Below are 25531 nucleotides of genomic sequence, written 5' to 3' on the forward strand. Positions count from 1 at the left end.
TACGCTTCCTCTCGACGTTTGCGTAGCGGAATACAGTTTCGCGGGGTTCATCACAGTGCCTCGATCCAGTTGCGCAGCACCGCCGCACCGGCGTCCCCGCTCTTCTCGGGGTGGAACTGGGTGGCCGACAGCGGCCCTTGCTCTACCGCGGCCAAGAACGGCACCCGGCGAGTGGCCCAGGTGAGCACGGCCTCGGGCGGACCCTCCCATCGCTGTGCGGCATAGGAGTGCACGAAGTAGAACCGCGTGTCGGGGTCCAGCCCTTTGAACAGGGTGCTGCCGGCCCCGGCGTCGACGACGTTCCAGCCCATGTGCGGGATCACGGGGGCGTCCAGCCGGGTGACTTCACCAGGCCACTGCCCGCAACCCGTTGTCTGCACACCGAATTCGACGCCGCTGGCGAACAGGATCTGCATGCCGACGCAGACCCCCAGTACCGGGCGGCCGGCGGTGACCCGGTCGGCGATGATGCGTTCTCCGTGGACCCTGCGCAGGCCGGTCATGCAGGCCTCGAACGCCCCGACGCCGGGCACCACCAGCCCGTCGGCGGCGGCCGCCGCATCGGCGTCGGCGCTCACCTCCACCGAGGCGCCGGCCCGCTGCAGGGCGCGCTGGGCCGACCGCAGGTTGCCCGAGCCGTAATCCAGGACGACGACGGATGGTTTTGTCACAGAACGCCTTTGGTGGACGGCACGTCGGTCACCCGGGGGTCGGGCTCGACGGCCTGGCGCAACGCGCGGGCCACCGCCTTGTACTGCGCTTCGGTGACGTGGTGCGGGTCGCGGCCGTACAGCACGCGCACGTGCAGCGCGATGCGGGCGTTCATGGCCAGCGACTCGAAGACGTGCCGGTTGATGACGGTGTGGTAGGGCACCGAGCTGCCGGCAATGGTGGTGTGCAGCAGGTGATCCGGCTCGCCGGTGTGCACGCAATAGGGCCGGCCGGACACGTCGACGGCGGCGTGGGCCAGCGTCTCGTCCATCGGGATGAACGCGTCGCCGAACCGGCGGATGCCCCGCTTGTCACCGAGCGCCTGCCCAAGCGCCTGGCCCAGGGCGATCGCGGTGTCCTCGATGGTGTGGTGGCCCTCGATCTCGACGTCGCCCTTGGTGCGGACGGTCAGATCGAAACTGGCGTGGCTGCCCAGAGCGGTCAGCATGTGGTCGTAGAACGGCACACCGGTGTCGACGTGGACCTGGCCGGTGCCGTCGAGGTCGAGCTCGATGACGATGTCGGATTCCCTGGTGCGGCGCTCGATACGCGCACGCCGGGTCGCAATAGTGGTCACGGGGCTCCTACTGGGGTGGCTGGGGCCAGTTCGGTGGCGGCGATCTGGGCGCTGGCCCGCAGGAAGGCGTCGTTCTCCTCGGCCAGCCCGGTGGTCGCGCGCAGGTAGCCCGGGATCCCGACGTCGCGGATCAAGACGCCGGCGTCCAGGTAGCGCTGCCAGGTGGCCGGGGCGTCGGTGAACCGCCCGAACAGCACGAAGTTGGCGTCGCTCGGGATGACCCGAAAACCCATGCCGGTCAACGCCTTCGTGACGCGTTCACGCTCGGCGATCAGGGTGGCGACGCTGCCCAGGGTGTCGTCGGCGTGCCGCAGCGCGGCCCGGGCCGCGGCCTGGGTGATCGACGACAGGTGATACGGCAGCCGCACCAGCAGCATCGCGTCGATCACCGCGGGCGTGGCGATCAGGTAGCCGAGCCGCCCGCCGGCGAACGCGAACGCCTTGCTCATCGTGCGGGTGACGATGAGCTTGGTCGGATACTCGCGCACCAGCCCCACGGCGCTGGGCTCGGAGGAGAACTCGCCGTAGGCCTCGTCCACGATGAGGATGCCCGGTACCGCGTCGAGCAGCCGCCGCAGGGCGGGCAGCGAAACGCTCTGCCCGGACGGGTTGTTCGGGCTGGCGATGAACACCACGTCGGGCCGGCGCTCGGTGATCGCGGCGACCGCCGCGTCGAGGTCGAGGCTGAAATCGTCGGCGCGGACGCCCTCCAGCCATTCCGTGCGCGTGGCGTCGGAGATGATCGGGTGCATCGAGTACGACGGGACGAACCCGATGGCGGTGCGCCCGGGCCCGCCGAACGCCTGCAGCAGCTGTTGCAGGATCTCGTTGGAACCGTTTGCCGCCCAGACATTTTCCACGCCGAGCGGCACGCCGGTCTGCGCGGTGAGATAGCCGGCCAGGTCGCGGCGCAGGGCAGACGCGTCCCGGTCCGGGTAGCGGTGCAGGTCGGTGGCCGCCTCGGCCACCGACCGGACCACGTCGTCCACCAGCGCACGGCTGGGCGGGTGCGGGTTCTCGTTGGTGTTCAGCCGCACCGGGACCGCCAGTTGCGGTGCGCCGTAGGGCGATTTGCCGCGCAGGTCGTCGCGCAGGGGCAGGTCGTCCAGCGTGGGGTTCTCCGGGCCGGTCATCGCTCGAACCTCCGCCGGATCGCCTCGCCGTGCGCCGGCAGGTCTTCGGCCTTGGCCAGCGTGACGACGTGTCCCGAGACGTCCTTGAGGGCGGCCTCGGTGTAGTCGACGACGTGGATGCCGCGCAGGAAAGTCTGCACCGACAGGCCGCTGGAATGCCGGGCCGAGCCCGCGGTCGGCAGGACGTGGTTGGAGCCGGCGCAGTAGTCGCCGAGGCTGACCGGCGAGTACGGTCCGACGAAAACGGCACCGGCCGAACGGATTCGCCCGGCGACCTTCGCCGCGTCGACGGTCTGGATCTCCAGGTGCTCGGCGGCGTAAGCGTTGACCACCTTGACGCCGGCGTCCAGGTCGTCGACCAGGATGATCGCGGACTGGCGGCCGCCGAGCGCGGTGGCCACCCGGTCGCGGTGCACGGTCGTGCGCAGCTGGGCGGCCACCTCGGCGGCTGCGGCGTCGGCCAGCTCCGCGCTGGGGGTGACCAGCACGCTGCCCGCCATCTCGTCGTGTTCGGCCTGGCTGATCAGGTCGGCGGCGACGTGCGCCGGGTCGGCGGTGTGGTCGGCCAGGATGGCGATCTCCGTCGGCCCGGCCTCGGCGTCGATGCCCACGCGCGAACGGCACAGCCGCTTGGCGGCGGTGACGTAGATGTTGCCCGGGCCGGTGATCATGTCGACGGGCGCCAGTTCCCCACCGTCGGTGTCGGTGCCGCCGTAGGCCAGCAGCGCCACCGCCTGCGCGCCGCCGACTGCCCACACCTCGTCGACCCCCAGCAGCCGGGCGGCGGCCAGGATCGTCGGGTGCGGCAGGCCTTCGAACTGACCCTGCGACTGGGCCTGCGGCGGGCTGGCCACCACCAGCGAATCGACGCCCGCGACCTGCGCCGGCACCACGTTCATCACCACGCTCGACGGGTACACCGCGTTGCCGCCGGGCACGTACAGGCCAACCCGTTCGACGGGGACCCACCGCTCGGTCACCGTCGCGCCCGGCCCCAGCGTGGTGGTGACGTCGCTGCGGCGCTGGTCGGCGTGCACGGCGCGGGCGCGTTCGATCATCACCCGCAGGGCCTCGACGACGTCGGGATGCAATTCGGCGAGCGCCGCCTCCAGCGCCGCCGCGGGCACTCGGACCGCCGCGGGCCGCACCCCGTCGAACGACTCCCCGAACTCCAGGGCCGCCTCGGCGCCGCACTCGGCGACGGCCTCGACGATCGGGCGCACCCTGGGCAGCACGCTCTCCACGTCGGCGCCCCCGCGCGGCAGCGCCGTCCGCAACCGGGCAGCCGTCAGCTGAACGCCCCGCAGGTCGATGCGGGCCATCACGGGTGCTGAAGCGGTACTCATCGCCACCATTGTCCCAGAGCAACTCAAGTCGATATTCGACCGGTACAGTGCCCCATATAAGGCCGGGTAAGCCCCATCCAACTCAGGGAGCCGTCATGTCCGCGAAGGATCATCCCAACAACGCGCCGGGCGTCCCAATGGTGTTTCCGCCCTGGTTCGAGCGCTTTCAGATCAAGTATTTCAACCCGGCGGTCAAGCCGATCGCCCGCTTTTTGCCCGGCACGGCCACCATCAAGCACCGCGGCCGCACCTCGGGCACGCCGTACGAGACGATCATCACCCCCTACCGCAAGGGGAACCTGCTGGCGATCGCGCTGGCCCACGGCAAGACGAACTGGGTCAAGAACGTGCTGGCCGCCGGCGAGGCCGACGTGCAGTACAGCCGCAATCGCGTGGTACACATCACCAACCCGCGGATCCTGCCGGCCGGCTCAGACGGCCCCGACGCCGAGCAACTGCCACGAATGGCCCGGATGCAGCTGGGGCGGGTCGGCATGTTCGTCGGCGACATCTCCTGACGACGGGCGCGCTCTTTTGCGCGTGCGCTCACGGCGGTCACACGCCGCTGGGGAGCGGCCTGGGCGCACACTCGAAGCCCCGGACGCACGCGCCAGCGGTCTACGCCCTGGTGAAGACCGTTTTGCCGCTCATCGTCGGCCAGGCCGACGGCGCGTCGTCCCAGGCGACGACGCGATCGACGGCCGGCGCCAGATCCAGGCCGTCGGCGAGCCGCTCGAGCACCTGCGGAATGACCGTCCGCGCGCTCACTCGTCCGGTGATGAATTGCGCACCACGGGTGTACATCGGCAGCAACGGCATCTCGACCTTGTATTCGGGGTAGATCCCCGTGTCGGTGCACACGCCGTCCGGCCAGGTAGCACGCAGTGTGGCCGAGAGCAGCGCCGCATCGCCGGTGGTGTGCACGGTGACCGGATACGGATCCCACGACTTGTCGGGTTTGGCGACGTCGTGGATCACCGCACCGAGTTTCTCGGCGGCGGCCAGCCGCCGCGGGTCGGTGTCGACGTAGTCGACCGTGGCGCCCAGCGCCGCCGCGAAGGCGGCCGAGTACAACCCGATCGACAGCCGCCCGACTACCAGGACGCGGCGGTCGGCAGGGTCGAGCGCATTCAGCTCATCGGCGAACGGCCCCACGGTCCGCCAGCCGTCGGGGATGTTGTCCGACAGGGACGCGATCGAGACGGGGTCGACGCCGTCGGGCACTGGGATCAGCATTGCGTCCGCGTACGGCACCAGCACCAGATCGGACATGAAGCCGCCGCCGTCGAGGCCGGCGATCGGCGCCATTCCGTACATCGCCATCAGGGGCCCCGACCCGCATGAACCGGTCACCCCACGGCGGCATTCGCGGCAGGTCCCGCAGCTGATCTGGAACGGCACCACGACACGGTCGCCCACCCGAACACCCTTGACGCCGTCGCCGACCGCGACGACCTCGGCCAAACCCTCGTGGCCCACCGCGTATCCCGGCGGCAACGGCAGCCGGCCATGCGCGACTGCGACATCGAGGTCGCAGCAGGCCACCATGAGCGGCCGGACCAGCGCCTGTTCGGGCGCGGTGATCTGCGGGTCGGGGACGTCGCGCCACGCGTATCGTCCGACTTCTTCGTAGGTGAGCTGCCTCATCTCAGCATTCTTGAGTGATCTCTCAAGTATTGTCAACAGCGTGCCGAGACCGGATCGCAGCCGCGCAGCGTTGATCGATAAAGCCGCCACCCTGTTCCGGCGCCAGGGGTACGCGGCGACGGGCCTCAATCAGATCCTCGAGGAGACCGGCGTCAAACCCGGTTCGCTGTATCACCACTTCCCGCAGGGCAAGCAACAGCTGGCCGCCGCAGTCGTCGACAGCGAGGGGGCCGGTATCGAACAACTGCTGCGCCGCTTCCTGGCCACAGGCCGCCCCGCCGCCGACATCGTCGATCGGTGGATCGACCTACTGGCCGCGGGGCTGGCCGGCGACCACCGCGACGGCTGCCCGATCGAGCCGATCGCCACCGAGTCGGTCAACGCGAGCCCGCTGGTGCGCGAGGCGTCGGCGCGCGCCTTCAGGGGCTGGTGCGCGGCGATCGACGAGCGCCTGCGCTCCGACGGCTGGGCTGCAGCGGAGGCCAGACAGGTTGCGCTGGCGGTGATCGCACTGATCGAGGGGGCACTGATCCTGTCCCGGATCTCCGGGGACGCGAGCGCGCTGGACGCCGCCAAGCCCGCCGCACGGACGCTGCTGCGTGGCTGAAGGGCCTACATGTCCAGGCCGACGTCGAGCGCGCGCACCGAGTGCGTCAGCGCGCCGACGGCCAGGTAGTCCACCCCGGTGGCCGCGTAGGTGGCGGCGTTGTCCAGGCTGAGCCCGCCGGAGGACTCCAGCAGGACGGCGGGTGCGCGCGTGTCCCGGCGCTGCACGGCCATCTGCGTCTGCCACACCGGGAAGTTGTCCAGCAGGACCAGCTCCGGCTTTTCGGCCAGCACCTCGTCCAGCTGCTCGAGCGAATCGACCTCCACCTCACACGGCAGATCGGGCGCCGCGTCGCGGACCGCCCGCAGCGCGTCGACGACCGATCCCGCAGCCACCACGTGGTTGTCCTTGATCAGCGCCGCGTCCCCCAGGCCCATCCGGTGGTTGACTCCCCCGCCGACGCGCACCGCGTACTTCTGCAGCGCACGCAGCCCGGGCAGGGTCTTGCGCGTGTCGCGGACCTTGGCCTTGGTGCCGTTCACGGCGTCGACCCAGGCCGCCGTCGTGGTGGCGATGCCCGACAGGTGGCAGACCAGGTTCAGCATGGTCCGCTCGGCGGTCAGCAGGCCGCGGGTGTCCGCGCGCACGGTCAGCACCGGCTCGCCGGGCTGCAGCCGGGCGCCGTCCTCGACGCTGTGCACCACCTCGTAGCCACCGGGGAGGACGGCGTCGAGGACCAGCAGCGCGACCTCGACGCCGGCGATCACGCCGGCCTCGCGGGGCACCATCGACGCCGTGGCCACCGCGCCGGCGGGCACCGTCGCGAGGGTGGTGACGTCGGGCCCGTAGCGCAGGTCCTCCTCAAGAGCCCGCCGGATGGTGTCCTGAGCGGCGCTACGTTCGTCGGGCAGCATCATCAGCCCACCGCCGCCAGCGCCTCCGCCAGCACCGAGTTCCCGTCGTCGGCCAGCCGCAGCACGCTGCTGCGCGCCTGCTCCGGCGCGGGCTCGGGGTGTTCCGCTCGGTGGTGGCAGCCCCGGCTCTCGCTGCGCGCCAGGGCGGCGGCGGTCACGGCGCGGGCGGCCACGGCCAGCGCGACGTCCTCGAAGTCGCGACGGCCGGCGATGGTGCGCACCGGGGCCGCCGAGAGCGCGTCGGACAACCGGTTCAGCCCGGCGGCGTCGCGCACCACCGAAGCGTCGCGGCTCATCGCGGCCTGCAATTCGCGGCGGTCCGGCGCGGTGTGAACCGACGGCTCGCACTCTGTGGCCCGGACGCGCCCTGCCGCCAGTGCGTGCGCGGCCGCGGCCTTGCCGGCGCGCCCGCCGACCACCAGGCCTTCCAGCAGGCTGTTGGACGCCAGCCGGTTGGCGCCGTGCATGCCGGTGCGCGCCACCTCGCCGGCGGCGAACAGCCCCGGCAGTTCGGTCTGCCCGAAGACGTCGGTGACGACGCCGCCGCAGCTGTAGTGCGCCCCCGGTACGACCGGGATGGGTTGGCGGACCGGGTCGATGCCGGCGGCCCGGCACGCGGCGGTCACGGTCGGGAACCGGGTGGCAAAACCCGCGATGCCGCGCGCGTCGAGGAAGACGCACGGGTCACCGGTTTCCTTCAGCCGCGCGTCGATGGCCGCGGCGACGACGTCGCGCGGCGCCAGATCGCCCATCGGGTGCACACCCGCGGTGACCGACTTGCCTTGCCGGTCAAGCAGTATCGCGCCCTCACCGCGGATCGCCTCGGTGATCAGCGGACGCCGGCCGCCGCCCCCACCGAACAGCATCGTCGGATGGAACTGAATGAACTCGAGGTCGCTGACCGCGACGCCGGCCCACAGCGCCAGCGCGATGCCGTCGCCCGTCGAGCCCGCGGGATTGGTGGTCGCGCCGTAGAGGTGCCCGAGGCCACCGGAGGCCAGGATGACCGCCGGCGCGTCGATGATTCCGTACCCGTCGCGGTTGCCGACGGACACGCCGGTCACGGCCGCGCCGTCGTGCAGCACACGCAGCGCGACGTGGCCGGTGCGGACGTCCAGCAGCCGGGCGGCGTGGTCGAGCGCGCGCTGCACCTCGGCGCCGGTGGCGTCGCCCCCGGCGTGCACGATGCGCCGCCGCGAGTGCCCGCCCTCACGCGTCACGTCCCAGCGGCCCGGGGCCGCCTCATCGAATCGCGCTCCGGCACCGACCAATTCGGACACCGCCCGATAGCCGTCGGCGACGATGGAGGTCACCGCGTCGGGATCGCAGAGGCCGGCGCCGGCAGCCACGGTGTCGGCGACGTGGGCCTCGACGGAGTCGTCGTTGTCGGGCAGGACCACCGCGATGCCGCCCTGGGCGTAGTGCGTGGCCGTCGCCCCGCGCGCCTGGTCGGCCTTGCTCAGCACGACGACGCGGCGCCCCGCGCGGTGGGCGGCCAGCGCGGCGGCCAATCCCCCGACGCCGGTACCGATGACGACGACGTCGGCGCTGTCGGTCCAGGCCGGGCGGGCGGTCATTCGCCGCCCCCCGGCTGACCGATCTCGATCATCCGCTGCACGCTGCGCCGGCCCGCCGCCGCGATCTCGGGGTCGACGTCGACTTCATCGGCGCCGTCCACCAGGCAGCGCAACAGCGCCGCGGGCGTGATCATCTTCATGTACTTGCAGGACGCCCGGTCGTTGACCGCGCGGAAATCGACCTGGGGTGCGGCCCTGCGCAATTGATGCAGCATGCCGACCTCGGTGGCCACCAGCACCTTGCGGGCCCGGGTTTGGTGCGCGGCGTCGAGCATGCCGCCGGTGGACAGGATCTTGACCCGGTCCGCCGGGAAGGCACCCTCGCCGGCGAGGTACAACGCCGAAGTGGCACAACCACATTCGGGATGCACATAGAGGTCGGCGTCGGGATTCGCCCTGGCCTGTTCGGACAGCTCGTCGCCGTTGATCCCGGCGTGGACATGGCATTCACCGGCCCACACGTGCATGTTCGTGCGGCCGGTCACCCGCCGCACGTGGGCCCCCAGGAACTGGTCCGGGCAGAACAGCACCTCGCGGTCGGGGTCGATCGAGTTCACCACGTCGACCGCGTTGGACGACGTGCAGCAGATGTCGGTGAGGGCCTTCACCGCGGCGGTGGTGTTGACGTAGGAGACGACGACGGCGCCGGGGTGCTCGTCCTTCCAGGCGCGCAGCTCGTCGGCGGTGATCGAGTCGGCCAGCGAGCAGCCGGCCCGCTGATCCGGGATGAGGACCGTCTTGTCGGGGCTGAGGATCTTGGCGGTCTCGGCCATGAAGTGCACCCCGCAGAACACGATGGTGTCCTCGGGCGCCTCCGCGGCGATCCGCGACAGGGCCAGCGAATCCCCCACGTGGTCGGCGACGTCTTGAATCGCGGGCAGCTGGTAGTTGTGCGCCAGCACGGTGGCGCTGCGCAGCTTCGCCAGGCGGCGGATCTCCGCGGCCCACTGCGCGTCGCCCTCCACACCGGTGTAACCGGTGGGCGTGTTGGTGACGTCGGCCATCATGTCTTCGGCGAGCGTGTCCATGCGATTCATAACCGTCACGGCGGCTCCTTTCAGCCCAGGAGGTTTTCGACTTATAATCGAAAACATGGCCCATACTAGCACTGAACACGAGGTGCTTGCGGTGGTGTTTCAGGTTCGCCAGGTAACGGACGGCCCGCGAATACAGAAACCGCAGCTTAACGTGCTGTTATGGCAGCGTGCCAGGGACCCGCAGCGCGGTGCCTGGTCGCTGCCGGGCGGACGGCTGCGCAACGACGAGGACATGACCAGCTCGGTCCGCCGGCAGCTGGCCGAGAAGGTGGACCTCAAGGAGCTGGCGCACCTGGAACAGCTGGCGGTGTTCTCCGATCCGAACCGGGTGCCGGGCGCCCGGGTGATCGCCTCGACCTTCCTGGGCTTGGTGCCCTCCCCCGCCACCCCCGAGCTGCCGCCGGACACGCGGTGGCACCCGGTGAGCTGCCTGCCCGAGATGGCATTCGACCACGGCCCGATGGTCACCCACGCCCACGCCCGGCTGGTCGCCAAGCTGTCCTACACCAACCTCGGGTTTGCTTTGGCGCCAAAGGAATTCGCGTTGTCCACGCTGCGCGACATCTACGGCGCCGCGCTGGGCTACCAGGTCGACGCGACGAACCTGCAACGCGTGCTGGTCCGCCGCGGCGTGATCAGCCAGACCGGCACCATCGCGCAGTCCGGTCGCAGCGGAGGCCGGCCGGCGGCCCTGTACCACTTCACCGACTCCCGGCTGCGGGTCACCGACGAATTCGCCGCGCTGCGGCCCCCCGGGCAGCCGGGCCAGGTCTGACGGCCCGCGGCGCCCGACCCGGCAAGTTTGCGGAAAGCCCGGTCGGGGGACACAGGTGAATCGGCAACCGTGGCGCGCCTGACTGCCTTTCCCGGCGAGAAGTCGCCCACGATGCGGCGATTGCGTTTTGGTTACCTGCCGTTCATGGGCGAGAATGCCGGGTGGCCTAGAAGGGAGCCTCAATGGCTGAGCTCGGCAATCTGGCAGGCACACGCGGGGCGGAGTGGATCGCCCGGCCCCCACACGAGGAATTGCAGCGCAAAGTACGCCCGCTGCTGCCCTCGGACGACCCGTTCTACCAGCCACCACTGGGGTTCCAACACGCCGAGCCCGGGACGGTGTTGCGCTCGCGCGACGTGGAGCTGGCGTTTTTGGGCCTGATTCCACAGCCGGTCAAGGCGGTGCAGCTGCTCTACCGGACGATGGACATGAACGGCGAGCCCGAGGCGACCGTGACGACGGTGATCGTCCCGGCCGAGCTCGCCCCGGAACGGCCCTGCCCGCTGCTGTCCTACCAGTGCGCGATCGACGCCGTGTCGTCGCGCTGCTTCCCGTCCTACGCGCTCCGGCGCAGGGCGAAGGCCCTGGGCGCCATCGGTCAGTTCGAGTACTTCCTGATCGCCGCCGCCGTCGCCGAGGGCTGGGCCGTCTCGGTGCCCGACCACGAGGGCCTGCACGGCCTCTGGGGTGCGCCGTACGAGCCCGGCTATCGCGTGTTGGACGGCATCCGGGCGGCGCTGGGTTCGGACCGCCTCGGGTTGTCCCCGTCGGCGCCGATCGGGTTGTGGGGTTACTCCGGCGGCGGCCTGGCCAGTGCCTGGGCCGCCGAAGTGTGCGCCGAGTACGCGCCCGAGCTCGACGTCGTCGGGGCGGTGCTGGGATCACCAGTCGGCGACCTGGGCAACACCTTCCGCAGGCTCAACGGCAGCTTCCTGTCGGGCCTGCCCGCGCTGGTGGTGGCCGCGCTCGCCCACATCTACCCCGAGCTGGACCGGGTGATCAAAGAGCACAGCAACGAGGAGGGGCGCGCCCTGCTCGAATCGCTCGAGAAGATGACCACCGTGGAGGCGGTCATCCGGATGGCCGGCAAGAACATGGGTGACTACCTCGACGAGCCGCTCGAGAGCATCCTCTCGACGCCCGAGGTCACCCACGTGTTCGAGAACATCAAGCTGGGTGCGGCCGTCCCGACGCCGCCCGTGCTGATCGTGCAGGCGGTCCACGACTACCTCATCGACGTCAAGGACATCGACGTGCTCGCCGACGCCTATTCGGCAGGCGGCGCCCAGGTCACCTACCATCGCGACGCGTTCAACGAGCACATGCTGTTACACCCGCTGTCGGCTCCGATGACGCTGCGCTGGCTCACGGACCGGTTCGACCGCCGGCCGCTGACCGAGCATCTGATCCGGACCACCTGGCCGACGATGTTCCACCCGATGACCTACGTCGGGATGGCGCGCCTGGCCAAGATCGCCGCCAAGGTCATCTTCGGCCGGAGGATTCACCGCCGTCCGCTATGACAGGGGCGTGTCCGGTGCGCCCCCGGCTCCCACCGGCAGCGCGTCGCCAGACCGGCCGCCCGGAGGATAGGCGCCCAGGTCGTCGCGGGCGTCGGCGGCCGCAAACACCGCATAGAGCAGCGCGGCGATAGCGGCCGGCCACAGCAGGGTCAGCGCCACCCGCAGCGGATGGCCCGCGAAGAACACCGGCGGCGCCTGGATGACATACGCCACCGACGGGGCTTTCGACAGCGGCACCGCGTCGAAGTCCAGTGCGCCGTAGCGGAGCCGCACCAACGCCGCCCCGGTCGCCGTCGCGGCCGCGGCGACGGTCACCATGCCGATCGCGAGTGCGACCACCATTCCCGGTCCGCGCCGAACACGCCACTGCCACGCCAGCACCGGGGCCACCACGGCGAGCACGGTCAGCAGACCGAGCATCAGGCACGGCGCGTCGAAGAAGTGCTCCGACTCGGTGCCCAGATAGTCGTGGACCCGTTCACCCGCGCGGGTGAGCGCCACCACGGCGTGGATGGGCGGCGCGATCCACGCCCACAGCCCGCCGATCAGCACACCGAGCGCCAGGGAGCCCAGAGCGGCGACGGCGATGGCGCGGGTCCGGGACGTGGCCGGGGCGGTCGCGGGGGGCGCGGTTTCCGCGGGCTGGGTCACCGGTGGGCCTCCAGGTCGACGGAGTCGACCTGACCGTGCCGCGAGCACCGCGCCCGCCAGCCGTCGGGGCGAACCTGCACGACCATCCGGCGTCCGCATTCCGCGCAGAACCGGGGCGGCTCCAGGCCCAACTGCGCCGCTGTCGGCACTGCGGTGCCCCCCAATTCCCCGGTGTAGACGTTGTAGACGCCGGCACTGACCGGAGCACCCAGATCCCCAACCACAGTCGCCACGTCTCTTACAGGGTGGCGTTGAGCGCCTTGATGGGCATCTGCAGGTCGTCCAGCAGTTCCAGATCGGCTTCGGCCGGACGGCCGAGCGTGGTCAGGTAGTTGCCGACGATCACCGCGTTGATGCCGCCCAGGATGCCCTTCTTGGCGCCCAGGTCACCCAGGGTGATTTCGCGGCCCCCGGCGAACCGCAGCATCGCGCGCGGCAACGCCAGGCGGAAAGCGGCCACCGACTTCAGCGCCTCGGCCACCGGCAGCACCTCGAGGTCGCCGAACGGCGTGCCGGGCCGCGGGTTGAGGAAGTTCAACGGCACCTCGTCGGGCCCCAGCTCGGCCAGTTCGGCGGCGAACTCCGCGCGCTGCTCAAGCGTCTCGCCCATGCCCAGGATGCCGCCGCAGCACACCTCCATCCCGGCGTCGCGCACCATCGACAGGGTCTGCCAGCGCTCTTCCCAGGTGTGGGTGGTCACGACGTTGGTGAAGAACGACCGGGCCGTCTCCAGGTTGTGGTTGTAGCGGTGCACGCCCATCGCCGAGAGCTGCTCGACCTGCTCGGCGGTCAGCATTCCCAGCGAGCAGGCGATGTTGATCTCGACCTCGTTGCGGATCGCCTCGATGCCGGCCGCGACCTGGGTCATCAGCCGCTCGTCGGGGCCGCGGACGGCAGCCACGATGCAGAACTCGGTGGCACCCGACTTGGCGGTCTGTTTGGCGGCCTCGACCAGGCTGGGAATGTCCAGCCGGGCGCTGCGCACCGGGGAGGCGAACAACCCCGACTGCGAGCAGAAATGACAGTCCTCCGGGCAGCCGCCCGTCTTCAGGCTGATGATGCCCTCGACCTCGACCTCGGGGCCGCACCAGCGCATGCGCACCTCATGGGCCAGCGCCAGCAGGTCGTCGAGCCGGTCGTCGGGCAGCTGCAGCACCTGCAGCACCTGCTCCCGGCTCAGTCCCTCACCGCGCTCGAGCACCTGGTCGCGGGCAACCGCCAGGATGTCTGCGTTGTGGGCGCCGGTCGCCGGTCGAGTGGCCGCTTGAGTCACCAGTACTCCCCTGCATCGTCGTTGGCCGAGCATGCGGCCACCCCTGCCACGTGGTGGCAGCGCGAATAAAAGTGTTCAAAGTAGGGTAACGGCCGCAGAAGACAGCGTCCGCCGGGGTATCTGACCACCATGACCGATCCGCACGCCGTATACGTCGCCCACCACATGCTCCTGCTGGCGATCCCGGCATTCCTGCCGGCGGTGGTGGTCGTGGCCGTGATCTTGTATGTCGCCTTGAAGGACCGTCGCGCCGGCGACGGCGACGCAGCGCCGGACGGCTCCGAAGCCCGCCACGGCGCCGACGAAAAACGTGATTGACGACACGCCCGCTGGGGCATTCCGCGAACAGACACTGGATCGCTAACTTACTCCGAAGTAAGTTAGCGATCGGCTGGACCGGACGCGAGTGTGGGAGGGCACAACGATGACGTCGACGGGGCTGATGCTGCTCGCCGAGCCACCGGCGCGGGGCGCGGGACTGAATCAGGTGATCGGCCTGTCGGTCGCGGCGGCGGTGATCGCCGCGGTCATGCTGTGGGTCGGTCATGCCCACCGCACCCACCGGATCGAGTGGTTGACCCGGGTCGCCGACAAGCTGGGCGAGAAGTTCCACCGGCCCAATTGGGTGGCACTTCCGGTCCTCATCTTCACGACGTTCATCATCTGTGCCCTGTTCGGGTTCATCTGGGACGTCAGCTGGCACATCGGCAACGGGCGCGACCCCGGCCCCTTGGCCAACCCCGCGCACTACTTCATCATCATCGGCCTGTTCGGAATCTTCGTCGCCGGCATGGTCTCGGTCGTGCTGCCGTTCGACAAGCCGGGCCCCGCGGCGGTGCGCATCACGCGCAACTGGTACGCGCCCGTCGGCGGCCTTCTGATGGCGGGCTGCGGGATGTACGCGATGATCGGGTTCCCCCTCGACGACATCTGGCACCGGATCTTCGGACAAGACGTAACTCTCTGGGGCCCAACGCATTTGATGATGATCGGCGGGGCGTGTTTCTCGCTCTTCTCGGTGCTGATGCTGGAGCGTGAAGGCGAGGCCCACGAAGCCGATGAGGTAACCCACGGCGCCTTCATCACCTTCTTGCGCTATCTGTCCTTTGGCGGGCTGTTCATCGGCCTGTCCGTCTACCAGATCGAGTTCGACTTCGGGGTCCCGCAGTTCCGGCTGGTGTTTCAGCCGATGCTTATCGCCGCGGCGTCCGCGCTGGCGGCCGTCGCCGCCCGCATGACTATGGGACGCGGCGCCGCGATCATCGCGGCGGTGTTCGCCATCGCGCTGCGGGGCGCGGTTGCGGTGCTGGTCGGCCCCATCCTGGGCGCCCCGATCAACTGGTTCCCGCTGTACCTGGGTCCCGCCCTCGTCGTCGAGCTGGTGGCGCTGACCCCGTTGATCAAGCGTCCAGTGGCCTTCGGCGCGGTCTGCGGCCTCGCGGTCGCCACGGTGGGGCTGTGGCTGGAGTCGCTATGGATCGGGGCGGTGTACCACTACCCGTGGCCGACGAGCATGTGGGGCGAGGCGCTGGCGATGTCGGTGCCCGTCGCGGCGTTGACCGGGGTATGCGGCGCGCTATTCGGCTTGGTCCTCACCGGCCGGCGCCTGCCGGGCCGCGGGGTCGGCATCTCGGTGGTGGCCGCGGCGGTGTTGGTGATCGGCGTCGCGGTGGCCAACGGCTTGCACATCCTCGTGCCGGGCCAGAACACCGCCACGGTGACGTTGACGGATCTCCCGAGTCCGGCGGGGCAGCGGATGGTGTCGGCCGACGTGATGATCTCCCCGACGACCATGGTCAGTGACCACCCGGACTGGCTGACGATCCTGTCCTGGCAAGGGCGGATGCAGAACGACCGTGGCCTGATGATCGACAAGCTCGCCAAGGTCGGGCCGGGGCACTATCGGTCCACCCAGCCGGTCCCGGTGTGGGGAGACTGGAAGACGCTGTTGCGGGTGCAGGACGGCCGCACGATGACGGCCGTCCCGATCTACGAGCCGGCCGACGACGCCATCCCGGCGCCCGAGGTCCCGGCGCTGGCGTCCAGCACCCGGCCCTTCGTGCTGGAGGCCACTATCCTGCAGCGCGAACGCGACCAGAGCGCGCCGGCCTGGTTGTTCACCGCCGGTGGGATCGTCGTGCTGTTCCTGACCCTGATGGTGATCAGCGCCCTCACCTGGGGCGCCGGCCGGATCAACAACTACGAAAACCTGCCCAGGCGGCCGGAGGAGGAGAAGCACACCGTGCCCGGCACCCGTCAGGCGGCGTGATCGATGGCGATTCGTAGCGCCCTCACGGCGGCGTGGGCGGCGGCACTGGTGTGGGCCTTGGTCGCCTGCGGCGCAAAAGGGCCGGCCCAGCCGCCGCCGGCCGGCCTGGACGTCTACATCACCATCGCCAACGGCCAGGTGACCCCGACCAACGCCGCCCTGCAGGCCAGGGTCAAACAGCCGATCACCCTGCACGTCACCAGCGACGCCGCAGACGAGCTGCACGTGCACTCGACGCCCGACCACAAGTTCCCGGTGGCGGTCGCGGCCAACCAGACGTTCCAGTTCAGCGTCGACGTGCCCGGCAACGTCGAGGTGGAACTGCACCATCTGAACCGCACGATCGCGACCATCCAAGTCCAGCCGTGAGCTCCCGTGGCGCGACGGTGGTGCTCGCGCACGGTCTCGGCGGATCCGGCGACCTGCCGGTGCCGTACCTGTACGCGATGGTCGGCGCGGCGTGGGCGCTGACGTTCACCTTCGCGCTCGTGGCGTTCGCCTGGCGGCGGCCGCGGTTCGACCCGGGCAAGCCGGGCCGCCCGCTGCCGGCGGTGGTGACCGCCGTGGTCGACGCGCGGGCGACGCGGTGGACGGCGGCCGCGCTGGGGCTGATCTTCGGGGCGTGGGCGGTGGCGGCCGGGGTGTGGGGCCCGCGGTCGGAGACCAACGCCCTGCTCGGGGTGTTCTACGTGCTGCTGTGGGTCGGGCTGGTGGCGCCGTCGCTGCTGTTCGGCCCGGTCTGGCGGGTCCTTTCGCCGATGCGGACCGTGTACCTGTTGCTGCGGCGCGCCACGTCCGAGCGCCTGCACCGTGCGCGGTGGTCCTACCCCGAACGCTGGGGCTACCGCCCGGCCGCGCTCGGCCTGTTCGCGTTCGTCTGGATGGAACTCGCCAGCCCCGACCCGGCGTCGCTGCCGGCGGTGCGGGCGTGGCTGGGCGCCTATGCCGCGGCCATGCTGGTGGGCGCCTGGCTGTGCGGCCAGCGCTGGCTCGCCCGGGCCGACCCGTTCGGCGTGTACAGCATGGCGGTGTCCCGCCTGTCACCGTTTCGCCGCAACCCGCGAAGCGGGAAAATCGTCGTCGGCAACCCGCTCGATCATCTGCCGTCGTTGCGCGTGCGGCCCGGCGTGGTCGTGCTGCTCGCGGTGCTGCTCGGGTCGACGGCGTTCGACAGTTTCTCGTCGTCGCCGACGTGGCGCGGCTTCGCCGACGGCCTTTCTCGCGGCATGGGCCTGACCCCGACGCTGTCGTCGTCGGTGCTCCGAACCGCCGGGCTGATCGTCTTCATTTCCGTTGTGGCGGTGACGTTTTCGCTCGCTGCCCGCGCGACGGGCGGCGTGGACTCGCAGCAACGCCGTGCGCTGCCGGGCCAGATGGCGCATTCCCTGATCCCGATCGTGGTGGGTTACATCTTCGCCCACTACCTGACCTATCTGGTCGAGCGCGGGCAGCAGGCCGTGTTCGCGCTGGCCGACCCGTTCGGCCGCGGCTGGAATGTGCTCGGGCTGGCGCACCAGCAGGTGGCCTACGTGCTGTCCACCCACCCGCCGGTGCTGGCCGTGATCAAGGTGGCCTGCGTGGTGACCGGCCACATCGTCGCGGTGATCGCGGCGCACGACAAGGCGCTGCGGCTGCTGCCGAGCGGCCACCAGCTCACCGGCCAGCTGACGATGATGCTGGTCATGGTCGGCTACACCTTCACCGGCCTGTATCTACTGTTCGGCGGCTAGCCGATCAGGTAGTCCACCTTCTTCTCGCCGTTCCAGTGCCGCAGGCCGGCGAAGCTGCCCTCGACCAGCGGCGGGCGCCCCGCGATGCGTAGCGCCCGGCCCAGCGCCGGTCCCCCGACGTGGCGGGCCAGCGTGACGTGGGGCGTCCACTGGCCCGGCAGGCTGGTGGGCGCCGGCGCGGGTGCCAGGTGCTCGCCGCACAACCGGTGCACGTCCGCGTGGAACGCCAGCAACTCGACCGTGGGCACGATGAGCCGGGCCAGGATCGCGTTGGACCGCCCGAGCAGCAGTGACGCGCCGACCGCGCAGCCCAGCGGCAGCCGCTGGGTGATCGGCCGCAGGGCGGCGTCGGCCTCCCCGGCGATGCGGTCGGCCACCGCGAGCGTGACGTGCGGCCGCCCGGCGGGCGCCTGGCTCGGAATCCCGGCGCCGGACAGCGCCTCCCAGAGCCCACGGATCGTCGCCTCGGTCTCGCCGTCGAAGAGCAGCTCGATGGAATGGACCATCAGCGGACCAGCGCGGTGACCCAGTCGCGGTCGAACGCCGCCGCGCTCATGTCCGCGAACGCCGCGGCGTCCATCGCTCCCGCCCCTGCGGGCAGCGCCGCCCGCACCGGCGCCAGCCGGTCCAGGGCCGAGCGATTCGAGGTCTCCGCCGGTCCGGGCCTTGCCGGCCAGCTGCCGATCACCAGGCCGGCGCACGAAACGTGTTGCGCGGCAAGCGCTTCCAAAGTGAGGGCGGTGTGGTTGAGAGTCCCCAGTTCCGCGGTGACCGCGACCAGCGCCGCGGCGGCCAGCTCGACCGCCAGATCGCGCAGGGTGACGCCCGCGTCGGCGAGTTCGACCAGCAACCCGCCCGCTCCCTCGACCAGGGTCAGCCGGCCGGGGCGGTCCAGGCCGGCGATCAGCCGCAGCAGCTGACGGCCGGTGGGCAGCGTCGCGCCGGCCTGCTCGGCCGCGGCGGCCGGCGCCAGGGGTTGCGGGTAGCGGGCCAGGCCGGCGACCTCCGTCACGCCGGACAGCCGGACGACCTCGGCGAGGTCGTCGTCCCCGGCGTCGGTGCCGGTCTGGACCGGCTTGCACACCGCCACGTCCATGCCCGCCTGGCGCGCGTGGCAGGCCAGCGCCGCGGTGACGACGGTCTTGCCGACGCCGGTGCCCGTGCCGGTGACGACCAGGACGGTCAAGGGCGCGTCACGGCGAGCACCTCGGTGAGCACCCGCCGGGCGAGGTCGAGTTCGGCCGCGTCCAGCGACGCGCGCGCGGTCAGCCGCAGCCGGGAGGTCCCGGCGGGCACGGTCGGGGGCCGGAAGCAGCCCACCTTCACGCCGGCGTCCAGGCAGGCGGTCGCGGCGGCCAGGGCCACCTCCGGGTCGCCGAGGATCACCGACACCACCGCCGACTGCGGGACACCGGGGACGTCGCAGGCCCCGGCCAGGATGCGGGCGTGCCGCAACACCGCCCCGGACCGCCAGGGTTCGGCCCGCAGCACGCTCAGCGCGGCCCGTGCGGCGCCCACCGCCGCCGGCGCCAGGCCGGTGTCGAAGATGAACGTCCGCGCCGCGTCGATCAGGTGCGCGCGCACCGCCGCGGGGCCGAGCACCACGCCGCCCTGACTGCCCAGCGCCTTGGACAGGGTCGTGGTCATCACCACGTCGGGGGCGCCCGCGAGCCCGAGCTCGTGCAGCAGCCCGCGCCCGTCACCGCGCACGCCCAGGCCGTGGGCCTCGTCGACGATCAGCAGCGCGCGGTGGCGACGACAGACCTCGTGCAGCTCCCGCAGCGGCGCCAGCGCGCCGTCGGCACTGAACACCGACTCGGTGATGACGACGGCGCGTTCCTCCGCGCGCGAGGCGAGGGCCTCCTCCACTGCGGCGACGTCGCGGTGCGGGGTCACGGTCACGCGGGCCCGCGACAGCCGGCAGGCGTCGACCAGGGAGGCGTGCGACAGGGCGTCGGACACCAACAGGGCGCCCCGGCCGGACAGGCCGACGACGGCACCCAGGTTGGCGGCGTATCCCGACGAGAACAGCAGGCCCGCCGATGCGCCGACGTATTCGGCCAGTTCGGACTCGAATTGCTGGTGCAGTTCGGTGTCGCCGGTGACCAGCCGCGAGCCGGTTGCCCCGGCGCCCCACATGCGCAGCGCTGCGACGCCGCCCTCGATCACGTCGGGATGCTGTGACAGCCCGAGGTAGTCGTTGGAGGCCAGATCGAGCTCGGTGGCGACGGCCGGGCGGGGCCGCAACGAGCGACGCAGCCCGGCCTCGCGGCGCTGCTTCTCCACGGCCTCCAGCCACGCCAGCGGTGACGTCTCGATCGGTGCCTTCATCGGGGATGAGCCTAGTGGCGACCGCGAGCGCGGCGAAGCCGGGCGCTGCGGGTCGCCACCATTAGCCCTGTGGCGACCGCGAGCGCGGCGAAGCCGGGCGCTGCGGGTCGCCACCATTAGCCCTGTGGCGACCGCGAGCGCGGCGATGCCGGGCGCTGCGGGTCGACACTGCTAGCGGGCGACCTGCACCATCGCCGAGGTGATCTGGGCGATCTCGTCGGGCGTGCAAATGTAGGGCGGCATCGCATAGATCAGGTTGCGGAAGGGGCGCAGCCAGACGCCGTTGTCCAGCGCCGCCGGGGTGGCGACGGCCAGGTCGACCGGGCGGGCGCACTCGATGACGCCGATCGCGCCGCACACCCGCACGTCGGTCACGCTGGTCAGCGCGCGGGCGGGTTCGAGGCCGGCCGCAAGCCCGGCGGACAGGCCGGCGACCCGCCCACGCCAGTCCTGGCCGAGCAGCAGCTCGACGCTGGCCACTGAGACCGCACATGCCAGCGGGTTGGCCATGAAGGTCGGGCCGTGCATCAGCGCGCCGGCCTCGCCGGCGCTGATGGTGTGCGCGATCTCGGTGCTGCACAGCGTGGCCGCCAGGGTGACATATCCACCGGTCAACGCCTTGCCGACGCACATGATGTCCGGGCTCACCCCGGCGTGGTCGGCCGCGAAGAGCGCTCCGGTGCGGCCGAAGCCGGTCGCGATCTCGTCGAAGATCAACAGCACGCCGTGCCGTCGGCACAGCTCACGCAGGTCGCGCAGATAGCGGGGATCGTGGAAACGCATCCCGCCCGCGCCCTGCACCACGGGCTCGACGATGACCGCCGCCAGTTCTCCGGCATGCCGCGCGAGTTGCTGCTCGAACGCCGCGCTGTAGGCCGGGTCGTAGTCGCGCGGCACCTGCGGGGCGAACACCTGGCGGGCCAGGATGTCGGTCCACAGCGAGTGCATCCCGCCGTCGGGGTCGCAGACGCTCATGGGCGTGAAGGTGTCCCCATGGTAGCCGCCCCGCCAGGTCATCAGCCGGTACTTGCCGGGCCGGCCGCGGGCGCGCCAGTACTGCAGCGCCATCTTGACCGCGATCTCGACCGACACCGATCCGGAGTCGCTGAAGAAGACGGTGTCCAGCCCCGGCGGGGTGATCTCCACCAGCAATTGCGCCAGCCGCGCGGCCGGCTCGTGGGTGAGCCCGCCGAACATGACGTGGTTCATCACGCCCAGCTGCGCGGTCAGCGCGGCGTCCAGCTCGGGGTGGCCGTGCCCGTGGATCGCAGTCCACCAGGAGCTCATCGCGTCCAGCGCCTCGATCGGCCTGCCGTCACGGATCAGGGTCAGCCAGGCGCCCCGGGCGGCGACCGCCACCACCGGCGCGACGGCTTCGCTGCCGATGGTGCTGTACGGGTGCCACACGTGCGCAGCGTCGATCGCGCTGATCTGCTCGGGCGTCAGCCCGGCCCTCGCCGCAGGCATAGTGATCGAGGGTAAAGCAGCCGAGTCGCACAAACTCCGCCCATCGTGGAGCATGGGACCCGATGGCTACGCCGCACCCGCCCGGTAAACCCGCCACGGGCCCCTATCCGACCAAGGACCCCAATTCCCCCCTGGTCGACTACGACGACGAAGCGCCACGGGTCATCCGGCTGCGGCTGGCCGCATGGGATGTGACCTGCACCGTCGTGTTGCTGGCCGTGCTCATCCTGCTGGCCACCGCGACGACGTGGCCGACCCGCCTGTTCGGCTTCCTCGAGCACGTGTGCGCCGACGAGACCTGCGGACCGGTGCCCTTCGGGATCGACTACTACATCCGCCCGGTGGTGTGGGGCGGAATCGGTGCGGCGATCGCCGCCGCCGTAGTCGGCCCTCTGGTGTCCATGCTGAAGGGCTGGTACATGTCCTTCTGGCCCGTGCTGGCCCTCACCCTGATCATGGTCAGCTCCGTCGCCGGGTCCCTGCTGACCATGTTCAGCGAACGCTACTGGGTGTAGGCGCCCCGCCGCCGCGGTTCGGCCATCGGGCGCTCCGGGCGCCACGCTGAGACCCAAATCACAACTGTGCATACGGGATTCGCCCGCCCAGTCACCTTCCGGTCACGGTACGACAAAAAATCCCGCCGGAGGCTGGCGGCTAACAAGCCTTGTTGTCAGAGTGGTTGCAGTGACTGATGTGAAAGCAGGGGCTTCCCCCGCTGTTCACATCCGCAAAGGTCATGCAGCGGCGTCGGCCCCAATGTGGAGGCTCTCGCCCAAGTCATGCAACGGCGGCGGACGCGTGAAGTCACCGCGCTGAGGCCAGCGAGCCCTGAGAGGCCAAGGACATGAAACGCATCTACGCCTTCGCGATCGGTCTGGCGATCGTCGCGGCCCCGGTGGCCGCCGCCCCCGTCGTCGCGTCCGCCGACCCGGGCGCCCGGTCGATGGACTACCAGCAGGCCACCGACGTGGTGATCGCGCGCGGGCTGTCGCAGCGCGGCGTGCCGTTCTCGTGGGCCGGTGGTGGCATCAACGGCCCCACCCGCGGCACCGGGACGGGCATCAACACCGTCGGATTCGACGCCTCGGGCCTGATGCAGTACGCCTACGCCGGCGCCGGCATCAAGCTGCCGCGCTCGTCCGGGGCGATGTACAAGGTCGGCCAGAAGGTGCTGCCGCAGCAGGCGCACAAGGGCGACCTGATCTTCTACGGCCCCGAGGGCACCCAGAGCGTGGCGATGTACCTGGGCAACAACCAGATGCTCGAGGTGGGCGACGTCGTGCAGGTTTCGCCGGTGCGCGCCAACGGCATGGCCCCGTACCTGGTCCGGGTCCTGGGTGTCCCGTCGACGCCGGCCCAGCAACTGCCGCAGCAACTGCCCGCGCAGCAAGCGCCGACGCAGCAGACCCCGCTGCAGCAGCCACCGGTCCAGCAACTGCCGACACAGCAGACCCCGGTGCAGCAGGCGCCGACCCAGCAACTGCCGACCCAGCAGGCCCCGGTGCAGCAGGCGCCGCTGCAACAACAGTCCGCGCAGGCCCCGCTGCAGCAGGCCCCGATGCAGCAACACCCGGCGCCACAGGCACCGTTGCAGCAGGCACCGCTGCAGCAGGCACCGTCGCAGCAGACCCCGATGCAGCAACTGCCGACCCAGCAAGCGTCGCCGCAACAGGCCCCGGTGCAGCTGCTGCCGCCCCAGCAATCTCCGTTCCTGCCCCCGGCGGCCGGCACCACCCGGTAATTCCCGGCGCTTCCCGGGGCGTTTTCAACACCGCCACCTGCTCCTGACCGGGAGCGGGTGGCGGTTTTCGGTAAATTAGCGGTCGATCATGTCGACCCTGTCCCTGCCTCCCCGACCGGTCGCGACCGCGAAACCGGTCACTTCGGGAGCGCGTAAGACGGGGTTCTATCGCTACGACCTCGACGGGTTGCGCGGCATCGCGATCGCGCTGGTCGCCGTGTTCCACGTCTGGTTCGGCCGGGTCTCCGGCGGCGTCGACGTGTTCCTGGCGCTGTCGGGATTCTTCTTCGGCGGCAAGATCATTCGCGCGGCGCTGAACCCGGCCGCCACCCTGTCGCCGGTGGCGGAGGTGATCCGGCTCGTGCGCCGCCTGGTCCCGGCTCTCGTCGTGGTGCTGGCCGGGTGCGCGGTGCTGACCATTCTGGTGCAGCCGGAAACCCGCTGGGAGACCTTCGCCGACCAGAGCCTCGCCAGCCTCGGCTACTACCAGAATTGGGAGCTGGCCAGCACCGCGTCGGACTACCTGCGCGCGGGCGAAGCCGTCAGCCCCCTGCAACACGTCTGGTCCATGTCAGTGCAGGGCCAGTTCTACGTCGCCTTCCTGCTGTTGGTCGCCGGGTGCGCGTACCTCTTCCGCCGTCGGCTGGGCACCCGCCTGCGCACCCTGTTCCTGGTGCTGCTGACGACGCTGACGGTCGCGTCGTTCGTCTACGCGATCGTCGCGCACCAGAGCGACCAGGCCGCCGCCTACTACAACAGCTTCGCGCGCGCCTGGGAGCTGTTGGTGGGGGCGCTCGTCGGTGCGCTGGTGCCGTCCATCCGCTGGCCGATGTGGTTGCGCACGCTGTTGGCCACCGCCGCGCTGGCCACGATCGCGTCTTGCGGGGCCCTGATCGACGGTGTGCAGGAATTCCCCGGCCCGTGGGCGCTGGTGCCCGTCGGGGCCACCACGCTGATGATCCTCGCGGGGGCCGGCCTGCAGGGCGATCCCGCAGCCAAGGACCGGCTGCCGCTGCCGAACCGGCTGCTGGCCACCGGGCCGCTGGTCGCATTGGGCGCGATGGCGTATTCGCTCTATCTGTGGCACTGGCCGCTGCTGATCTTCTGGCTGTCCTTCACCGGGCACCGGCACGCCAACTTCGTCGAAGGCACGGCGGTGCTGCTGGTCTCGGGGCTGCTGGCATACCTGACCACCCGGCTCGTCGAGGATCCGCTGCGCTACCGCACCGCCGGGAGGGCACCGGCGCCCGCGCCCGCCTGGCTGGCCCACCTGCCCAGGCCCACGATGGCGCTGGGAACGGCGATCGTGCTGCTGGGCGTCACGCTGACGGCGACGTCGTTCACGTGGCGCCAGCACGTCACCGTCCTGCGGGCCGCGGGCAAGGAGCTCAGCGTGCTCAACCCGCAGGACTATCCGGGGGCCCGCGCCCTGACCGAGCACGTGCGGGTACCGGCGTTGCCGATGCGGCCCAGCGTGCTGGAGGTCAAGGACGACCTGCCGGCCTCCACCCGCGACGGTTGCATCAGCGACTTCGTCAACCCCGCGGTGGTGGTGTGCACCTACGGCGACCCAGCCGCCGACCGCACAATCGCGCTGGCGGGTGGGTCCCACGCCGAGCACTGGCTGCCCGCCCTGAGCCTGCTCGGCCGGATGCACCACTTCAAGGTGACGACATATCTCAAGATGGGCTGCCCGCTGTCCACCGAGGAAGTCCCGTTGATCATGGGCAACAACCTCGCCTACCCGCAGTGCCGGGAGTGGGTGGAACAGACGATGGACAAGGTGATCGCCGATCGCCCCGACTACGTGTTCACCACGACCACCCGGCCGTGGAACATCAAGCCCGGTGACGTGATGCCGGCGACGTACATCGGAATCTGGCAGCGGTTCTCCGACAACAACATTCCGATCCTCGGCATGCGCGACACCCCCTGGTTGGTCAAAAACGGCCAGCCGTTCGATCCGGCGGATTGCCTCGCCAAGAAGGGCGGCAACCCCCAGTCGTGCGCGATCAAGCGATCCGACGCGTTGTCCGACCGCAACCAGACCCTCGACTTCGTCACACAGTTCCCCCTGCTGAAGGTGCTCGACATGTCCGACGCCATCTGCCGCGCCGACGTGTGCCGCCCGGTCGAGGGCAACGTGCTGATCTACCACGGCGCGCACCACCTCACCCCCACCTACGTGCGGACCATGGCGGGTGAATTGGGCCGCCAGATCGCCGCCAACACCGGTTGGTGGTGAACGCGCCCGGCGCCGCTGACCGCGACTAAGGTCGAGT

25 protein-coding genes and 1 pseudogene are annotated in these 25531 nt (G+C 70.8%); 11 read left to right on the forward strand and 15 right to left on the reverse strand.

Features of this window, described 5'->3' with window-relative positions:
• Window positions 1-50: 50 nt before the first annotated feature.
• The 4 genes from hisH to hisD are packed head-to-tail and all read right to left on the reverse strand — an operon-like array spanning window position 51 to window position 3746.
• Window positions 51-671 carry an imidazole glycerol phosphate synthase subunit HisH gene (gene hisH, locus A5713_RS22890; RefSeq protein ID WP_068098474.1) on the reverse strand — a complete coding sequence of 207 codons (621 nt, stop codon included), beginning with the start codon at window positions 669-671 and terminating at the stop codon, window positions 51-53.
• The gene (gene hisB / locus A5713_RS22895) at window positions 668-1288 is read right to left on the reverse strand and encodes an imidazoleglycerol-phosphate dehydratase HisB (protein WP_067920806.1); all 621 of its coding nucleotides are present in this window, start codon (window positions 1286-1288) and stop codon (window positions 668-670) included. The genes hisH and hisB overlap by 4 nt, the downstream gene beginning before the upstream one ends.
• Window positions 1285-2421: a histidinol-phosphate transaminase gene (locus A5713_RS22900; protein WP_068098475.1), complete on the reverse strand. Its 1137-nt coding sequence runs from the start codon at window positions 2419-2421 to the stop codon at window positions 1285-1287. Before A5713_RS22900 ends, hisB begins: the two co-directional genes overlap by 4 nt.
• Complete coding sequence (gene hisD / locus A5713_RS22905) at window positions 2418-3746, reverse strand: histidinol dehydrogenase (RefSeq protein WP_197516456.1); 1329 nt, start codon at window positions 3744-3746, stop codon at window positions 2418-2420. Before hisD ends, A5713_RS22900 begins: the two co-directional genes overlap by 4 nt.
• A 116-nt stretch (window positions 3747-3862) precedes the next feature.
• Between hisD and A5713_RS22910 the strand changes: the two genes are divergently transcribed.
• Complete coding sequence (locus A5713_RS22910; RefSeq protein WP_068098477.1) at window positions 3863-4285, forward strand: nitroreductase family deazaflavin-dependent oxidoreductase; 423 nt, start codon at window positions 3863-3865, stop codon at window positions 4283-4285.
• Window positions 4286-4385: 100 nt separating this feature from the next.
• On the opposite strand, the gene A5713_RS22915 is transcribed toward A5713_RS22910, so the two are convergent.
• Window positions 4386-5414 (reverse strand): alcohol dehydrogenase catalytic domain-containing protein, encoded by a 1029-nt coding sequence (locus tag A5713_RS22915; RefSeq protein WP_068098478.1) that lies wholly within the window; start codon window positions 5412-5414, stop codon window positions 4386-4388.
• A gap of 40 nt (window positions 5415-5454) precedes the next feature.
• Here A5713_RS22915 and A5713_RS22920 point away from each other — a divergent pair, with 40 nt between their 5' ends.
• The gene (locus A5713_RS22920; RefSeq protein ID WP_068098479.1) at window positions 5455-6021 is read left to right on the forward strand and encodes a TetR/AcrR family transcriptional regulator; all 567 of its coding nucleotides are present in this window, start codon (window positions 5455-5457) and stop codon (window positions 6019-6021) included.
• 5 nt (window positions 6022-6026) lie between these two features.
• Here the strand turns inward: A5713_RS22920 and nadC are convergent, their stop codons facing one another.
• From nadC to nadA, 3 genes are read right to left on the reverse strand one after another with little or no spacing between them, the layout of a single operon-like run.
• Window positions 6027-6878 carry a carboxylating nicotinate-nucleotide diphosphorylase gene (gene nadC, locus A5713_RS22925; protein WP_068098480.1) on the reverse strand — a complete coding sequence of 284 codons (852 nt, stop codon included), beginning with the start codon at window positions 6876-6878 and terminating at the stop codon, window positions 6027-6029.
• Window positions 6878-8452, reverse strand: a complete 1575-nt coding sequence (locus A5713_RS22930; protein ID WP_068098481.1) for an L-aspartate oxidase — start codon at window positions 8450-8452, stop codon at window positions 6878-6880. The genes nadC and A5713_RS22930 overlap by 1 nt, the downstream gene beginning before the upstream one ends.
• Window positions 8449-9498, reverse strand: a complete 1050-nt coding sequence (nadA, locus tag A5713_RS22935; RefSeq protein ID WP_068098482.1) for a quinolinate synthase NadA — start codon at window positions 9496-9498, stop codon at window positions 8449-8451. The genes A5713_RS22930 and nadA overlap by 4 nt, the downstream gene beginning before the upstream one ends.
• A gap of 46 nt (window positions 9499-9544) precedes the next feature.
• On the opposite strand from nadA, the gene A5713_RS22940 reads away from it, so the two are divergent.
• Together A5713_RS22940 and A5713_RS22945 are read left to right on the forward strand one after the other, a co-directional pair.
• A complete protein-coding gene (locus A5713_RS22940; RefSeq protein WP_068098483.1) occupies window positions 9545-10264 on the forward strand; it encodes an NUDIX domain-containing protein in 720 nt (239 codons plus the stop codon).
• Window positions 10265-10446: 182 nt separating this feature from the next.
• A complete protein-coding gene (locus A5713_RS22945; RefSeq protein WP_068098484.1) occupies window positions 10447-11787 on the forward strand; it encodes a lipase family protein in 1341 nt (446 codons plus the stop codon).
• On the opposite strand, the gene A5713_RS22950 is transcribed toward A5713_RS22945, so the two are convergent.
• The 3 genes from A5713_RS22950 to bioB are packed head-to-tail and all read right to left on the reverse strand — an operon-like array spanning window position 11782 to window position 13711.
• A complete protein-coding gene (locus tag A5713_RS22950; RefSeq protein ID WP_067923334.1) occupies window positions 11782-12438 on the reverse strand; it encodes a DUF2567 domain-containing protein in 657 nt (218 codons plus the stop codon). The two genes, A5713_RS22945 and A5713_RS22950, sit on opposite strands and share 6 nt — an antisense overlap.
• Window positions 12435-12662 carry a hypothetical protein gene (locus A5713_RS22955; RefSeq protein ID WP_067923353.1) on the reverse strand — a complete coding sequence of 76 codons (228 nt, stop codon included), beginning with the start codon at window positions 12660-12662 and terminating at the stop codon, window positions 12435-12437. The genes A5713_RS22950 and A5713_RS22955 overlap by 4 nt, the downstream gene beginning before the upstream one ends.
• Before the next feature lie 14 nt (window positions 12663-12676).
• Window positions 12677-13711, reverse strand: coding sequence for a biotin synthase BioB (bioB, locus tag A5713_RS22960; protein WP_068098485.1), 1035 nt, complete (start codon window positions 13709-13711; stop codon window positions 12677-12679).
• A gap of 129 nt (window positions 13712-13840) precedes the next feature.
• On the opposite strand from bioB, the gene A5713_RS22965 reads away from it, so the two are divergent.
• The 4 genes from A5713_RS22965 to A5713_RS22980 all read left to right on the forward strand — a co-directional run bounded on the left by A5713_RS22965 (window position 13841) and on the right by A5713_RS22980 (window position 17710).
• Window positions 13841-14029 (forward strand): hypothetical protein, encoded by a 189-nt coding sequence (locus A5713_RS22965; protein ID WP_067923329.1) that lies wholly within the window; start codon window positions 13841-13843, stop codon window positions 14027-14029.
• 106 nt (window positions 14030-14135) lie between these two features.
• Complete coding sequence (locus A5713_RS22970) at window positions 14136-15980, forward strand: hypothetical protein (protein WP_068098486.1); 1845 nt, start codon at window positions 14136-14138, stop codon at window positions 15978-15980.
• A 3-nt stretch (window positions 15981-15983) separates the two neighbouring features.
• A complete protein-coding gene (locus A5713_RS22975; RefSeq protein WP_068098487.1) occupies window positions 15984-16349 on the forward strand; it encodes a hypothetical protein in 366 nt (121 codons plus the stop codon).
• Window positions 16346-17710: a hypothetical protein gene (locus tag A5713_RS22980; protein WP_068098488.1), complete on the forward strand. Its 1365-nt coding sequence runs from the start codon at window positions 16346-16348 to the stop codon at window positions 17708-17710. Before A5713_RS22975 ends, A5713_RS22980 begins: the two co-directional genes overlap by 4 nt.
• Here A5713_RS22980 and A5713_RS22985 read toward each other — a convergent pair.
• The 4 genes from A5713_RS22985 to A5713_RS23000 all read right to left on the reverse strand — a co-directional run bounded on the left by A5713_RS22985 (window position 17707) and on the right by A5713_RS23000 (window position 21508).
• Window positions 17707-18216 carry a 2'-5' RNA ligase family protein gene (locus A5713_RS22985; protein WP_067923318.1) on the reverse strand — a complete coding sequence of 170 codons (510 nt, stop codon included), beginning with the start codon at window positions 18214-18216 and terminating at the stop codon, window positions 17707-17709. The genes A5713_RS22980 and A5713_RS22985 overlap by 4 nt on opposite strands.
• Entirely contained in the window at window positions 18216-18896 is a 681-nt protein-coding gene (gene bioD / locus A5713_RS22990) for a dethiobiotin synthase (RefSeq protein ID WP_067923315.1), read from the reverse strand. Before bioD ends, A5713_RS22985 begins: the two co-directional genes overlap by 1 nt.
• A complete protein-coding gene (locus tag A5713_RS22995) occupies window positions 18893-20041 on the reverse strand; it encodes an 8-amino-7-oxononanoate synthase (RefSeq protein WP_068098489.1) in 1149 nt (382 codons plus the stop codon). The genes bioD and A5713_RS22995 overlap by 4 nt, the downstream gene beginning before the upstream one ends.
• A gap of 171 nt (window positions 20042-20212) precedes the next feature.
• Complete coding sequence (locus tag A5713_RS23000; RefSeq protein ID WP_068098490.1) at window positions 20213-21508, reverse strand: adenosylmethionine--8-amino-7-oxononanoate transaminase; 1296 nt, start codon at window positions 21506-21508, stop codon at window positions 20213-20215.
• Between the two features lie 62 nt (window positions 21509-21570).
• Here A5713_RS23000 and A5713_RS23005 point away from each other — a divergent pair, with 62 nt between their 5' ends.
• The 3 genes and pseudogenes from A5713_RS23005 to A5713_RS23015 all read left to right on the forward strand — a co-directional run bounded on the left by A5713_RS23005 (window position 21571) and on the right by A5713_RS23015 (window position 25494).
• Window positions 21571-22023: a hypothetical protein gene (locus A5713_RS23005; protein ID WP_067923306.1), complete on the forward strand. Its 453-nt coding sequence runs from the start codon at window positions 21571-21573 to the stop codon at window positions 22021-22023.
• A gap of 329 nt (window positions 22024-22352) precedes the next feature.
• A pseudogene (ripD, locus tag A5713_RS23010) lies at window positions 22353-23024 on the forward strand (NlpC/P60 family peptidoglycan-binding protein RipD); the annotation flags it as partial.
• Between the two features lie 313 nt (window positions 23025-23337).
• Complete coding sequence (locus A5713_RS23015; protein ID WP_068098492.1) at window positions 23338-25494, forward strand: acyltransferase family protein; 2157 nt, start codon at window positions 23338-23340, stop codon at window positions 25492-25494.
• The last annotated feature ends 37 nt before the right edge of the window (window positions 25495-25531 follow it).

The organism is Mycobacterium sp. E2497, assembly GCF_001668695.1.
Taxonomy (GTDB): Bacteria; Actinomycetota; Actinomycetes; order Mycobacteriales; family Mycobacteriaceae; genus Mycobacterium.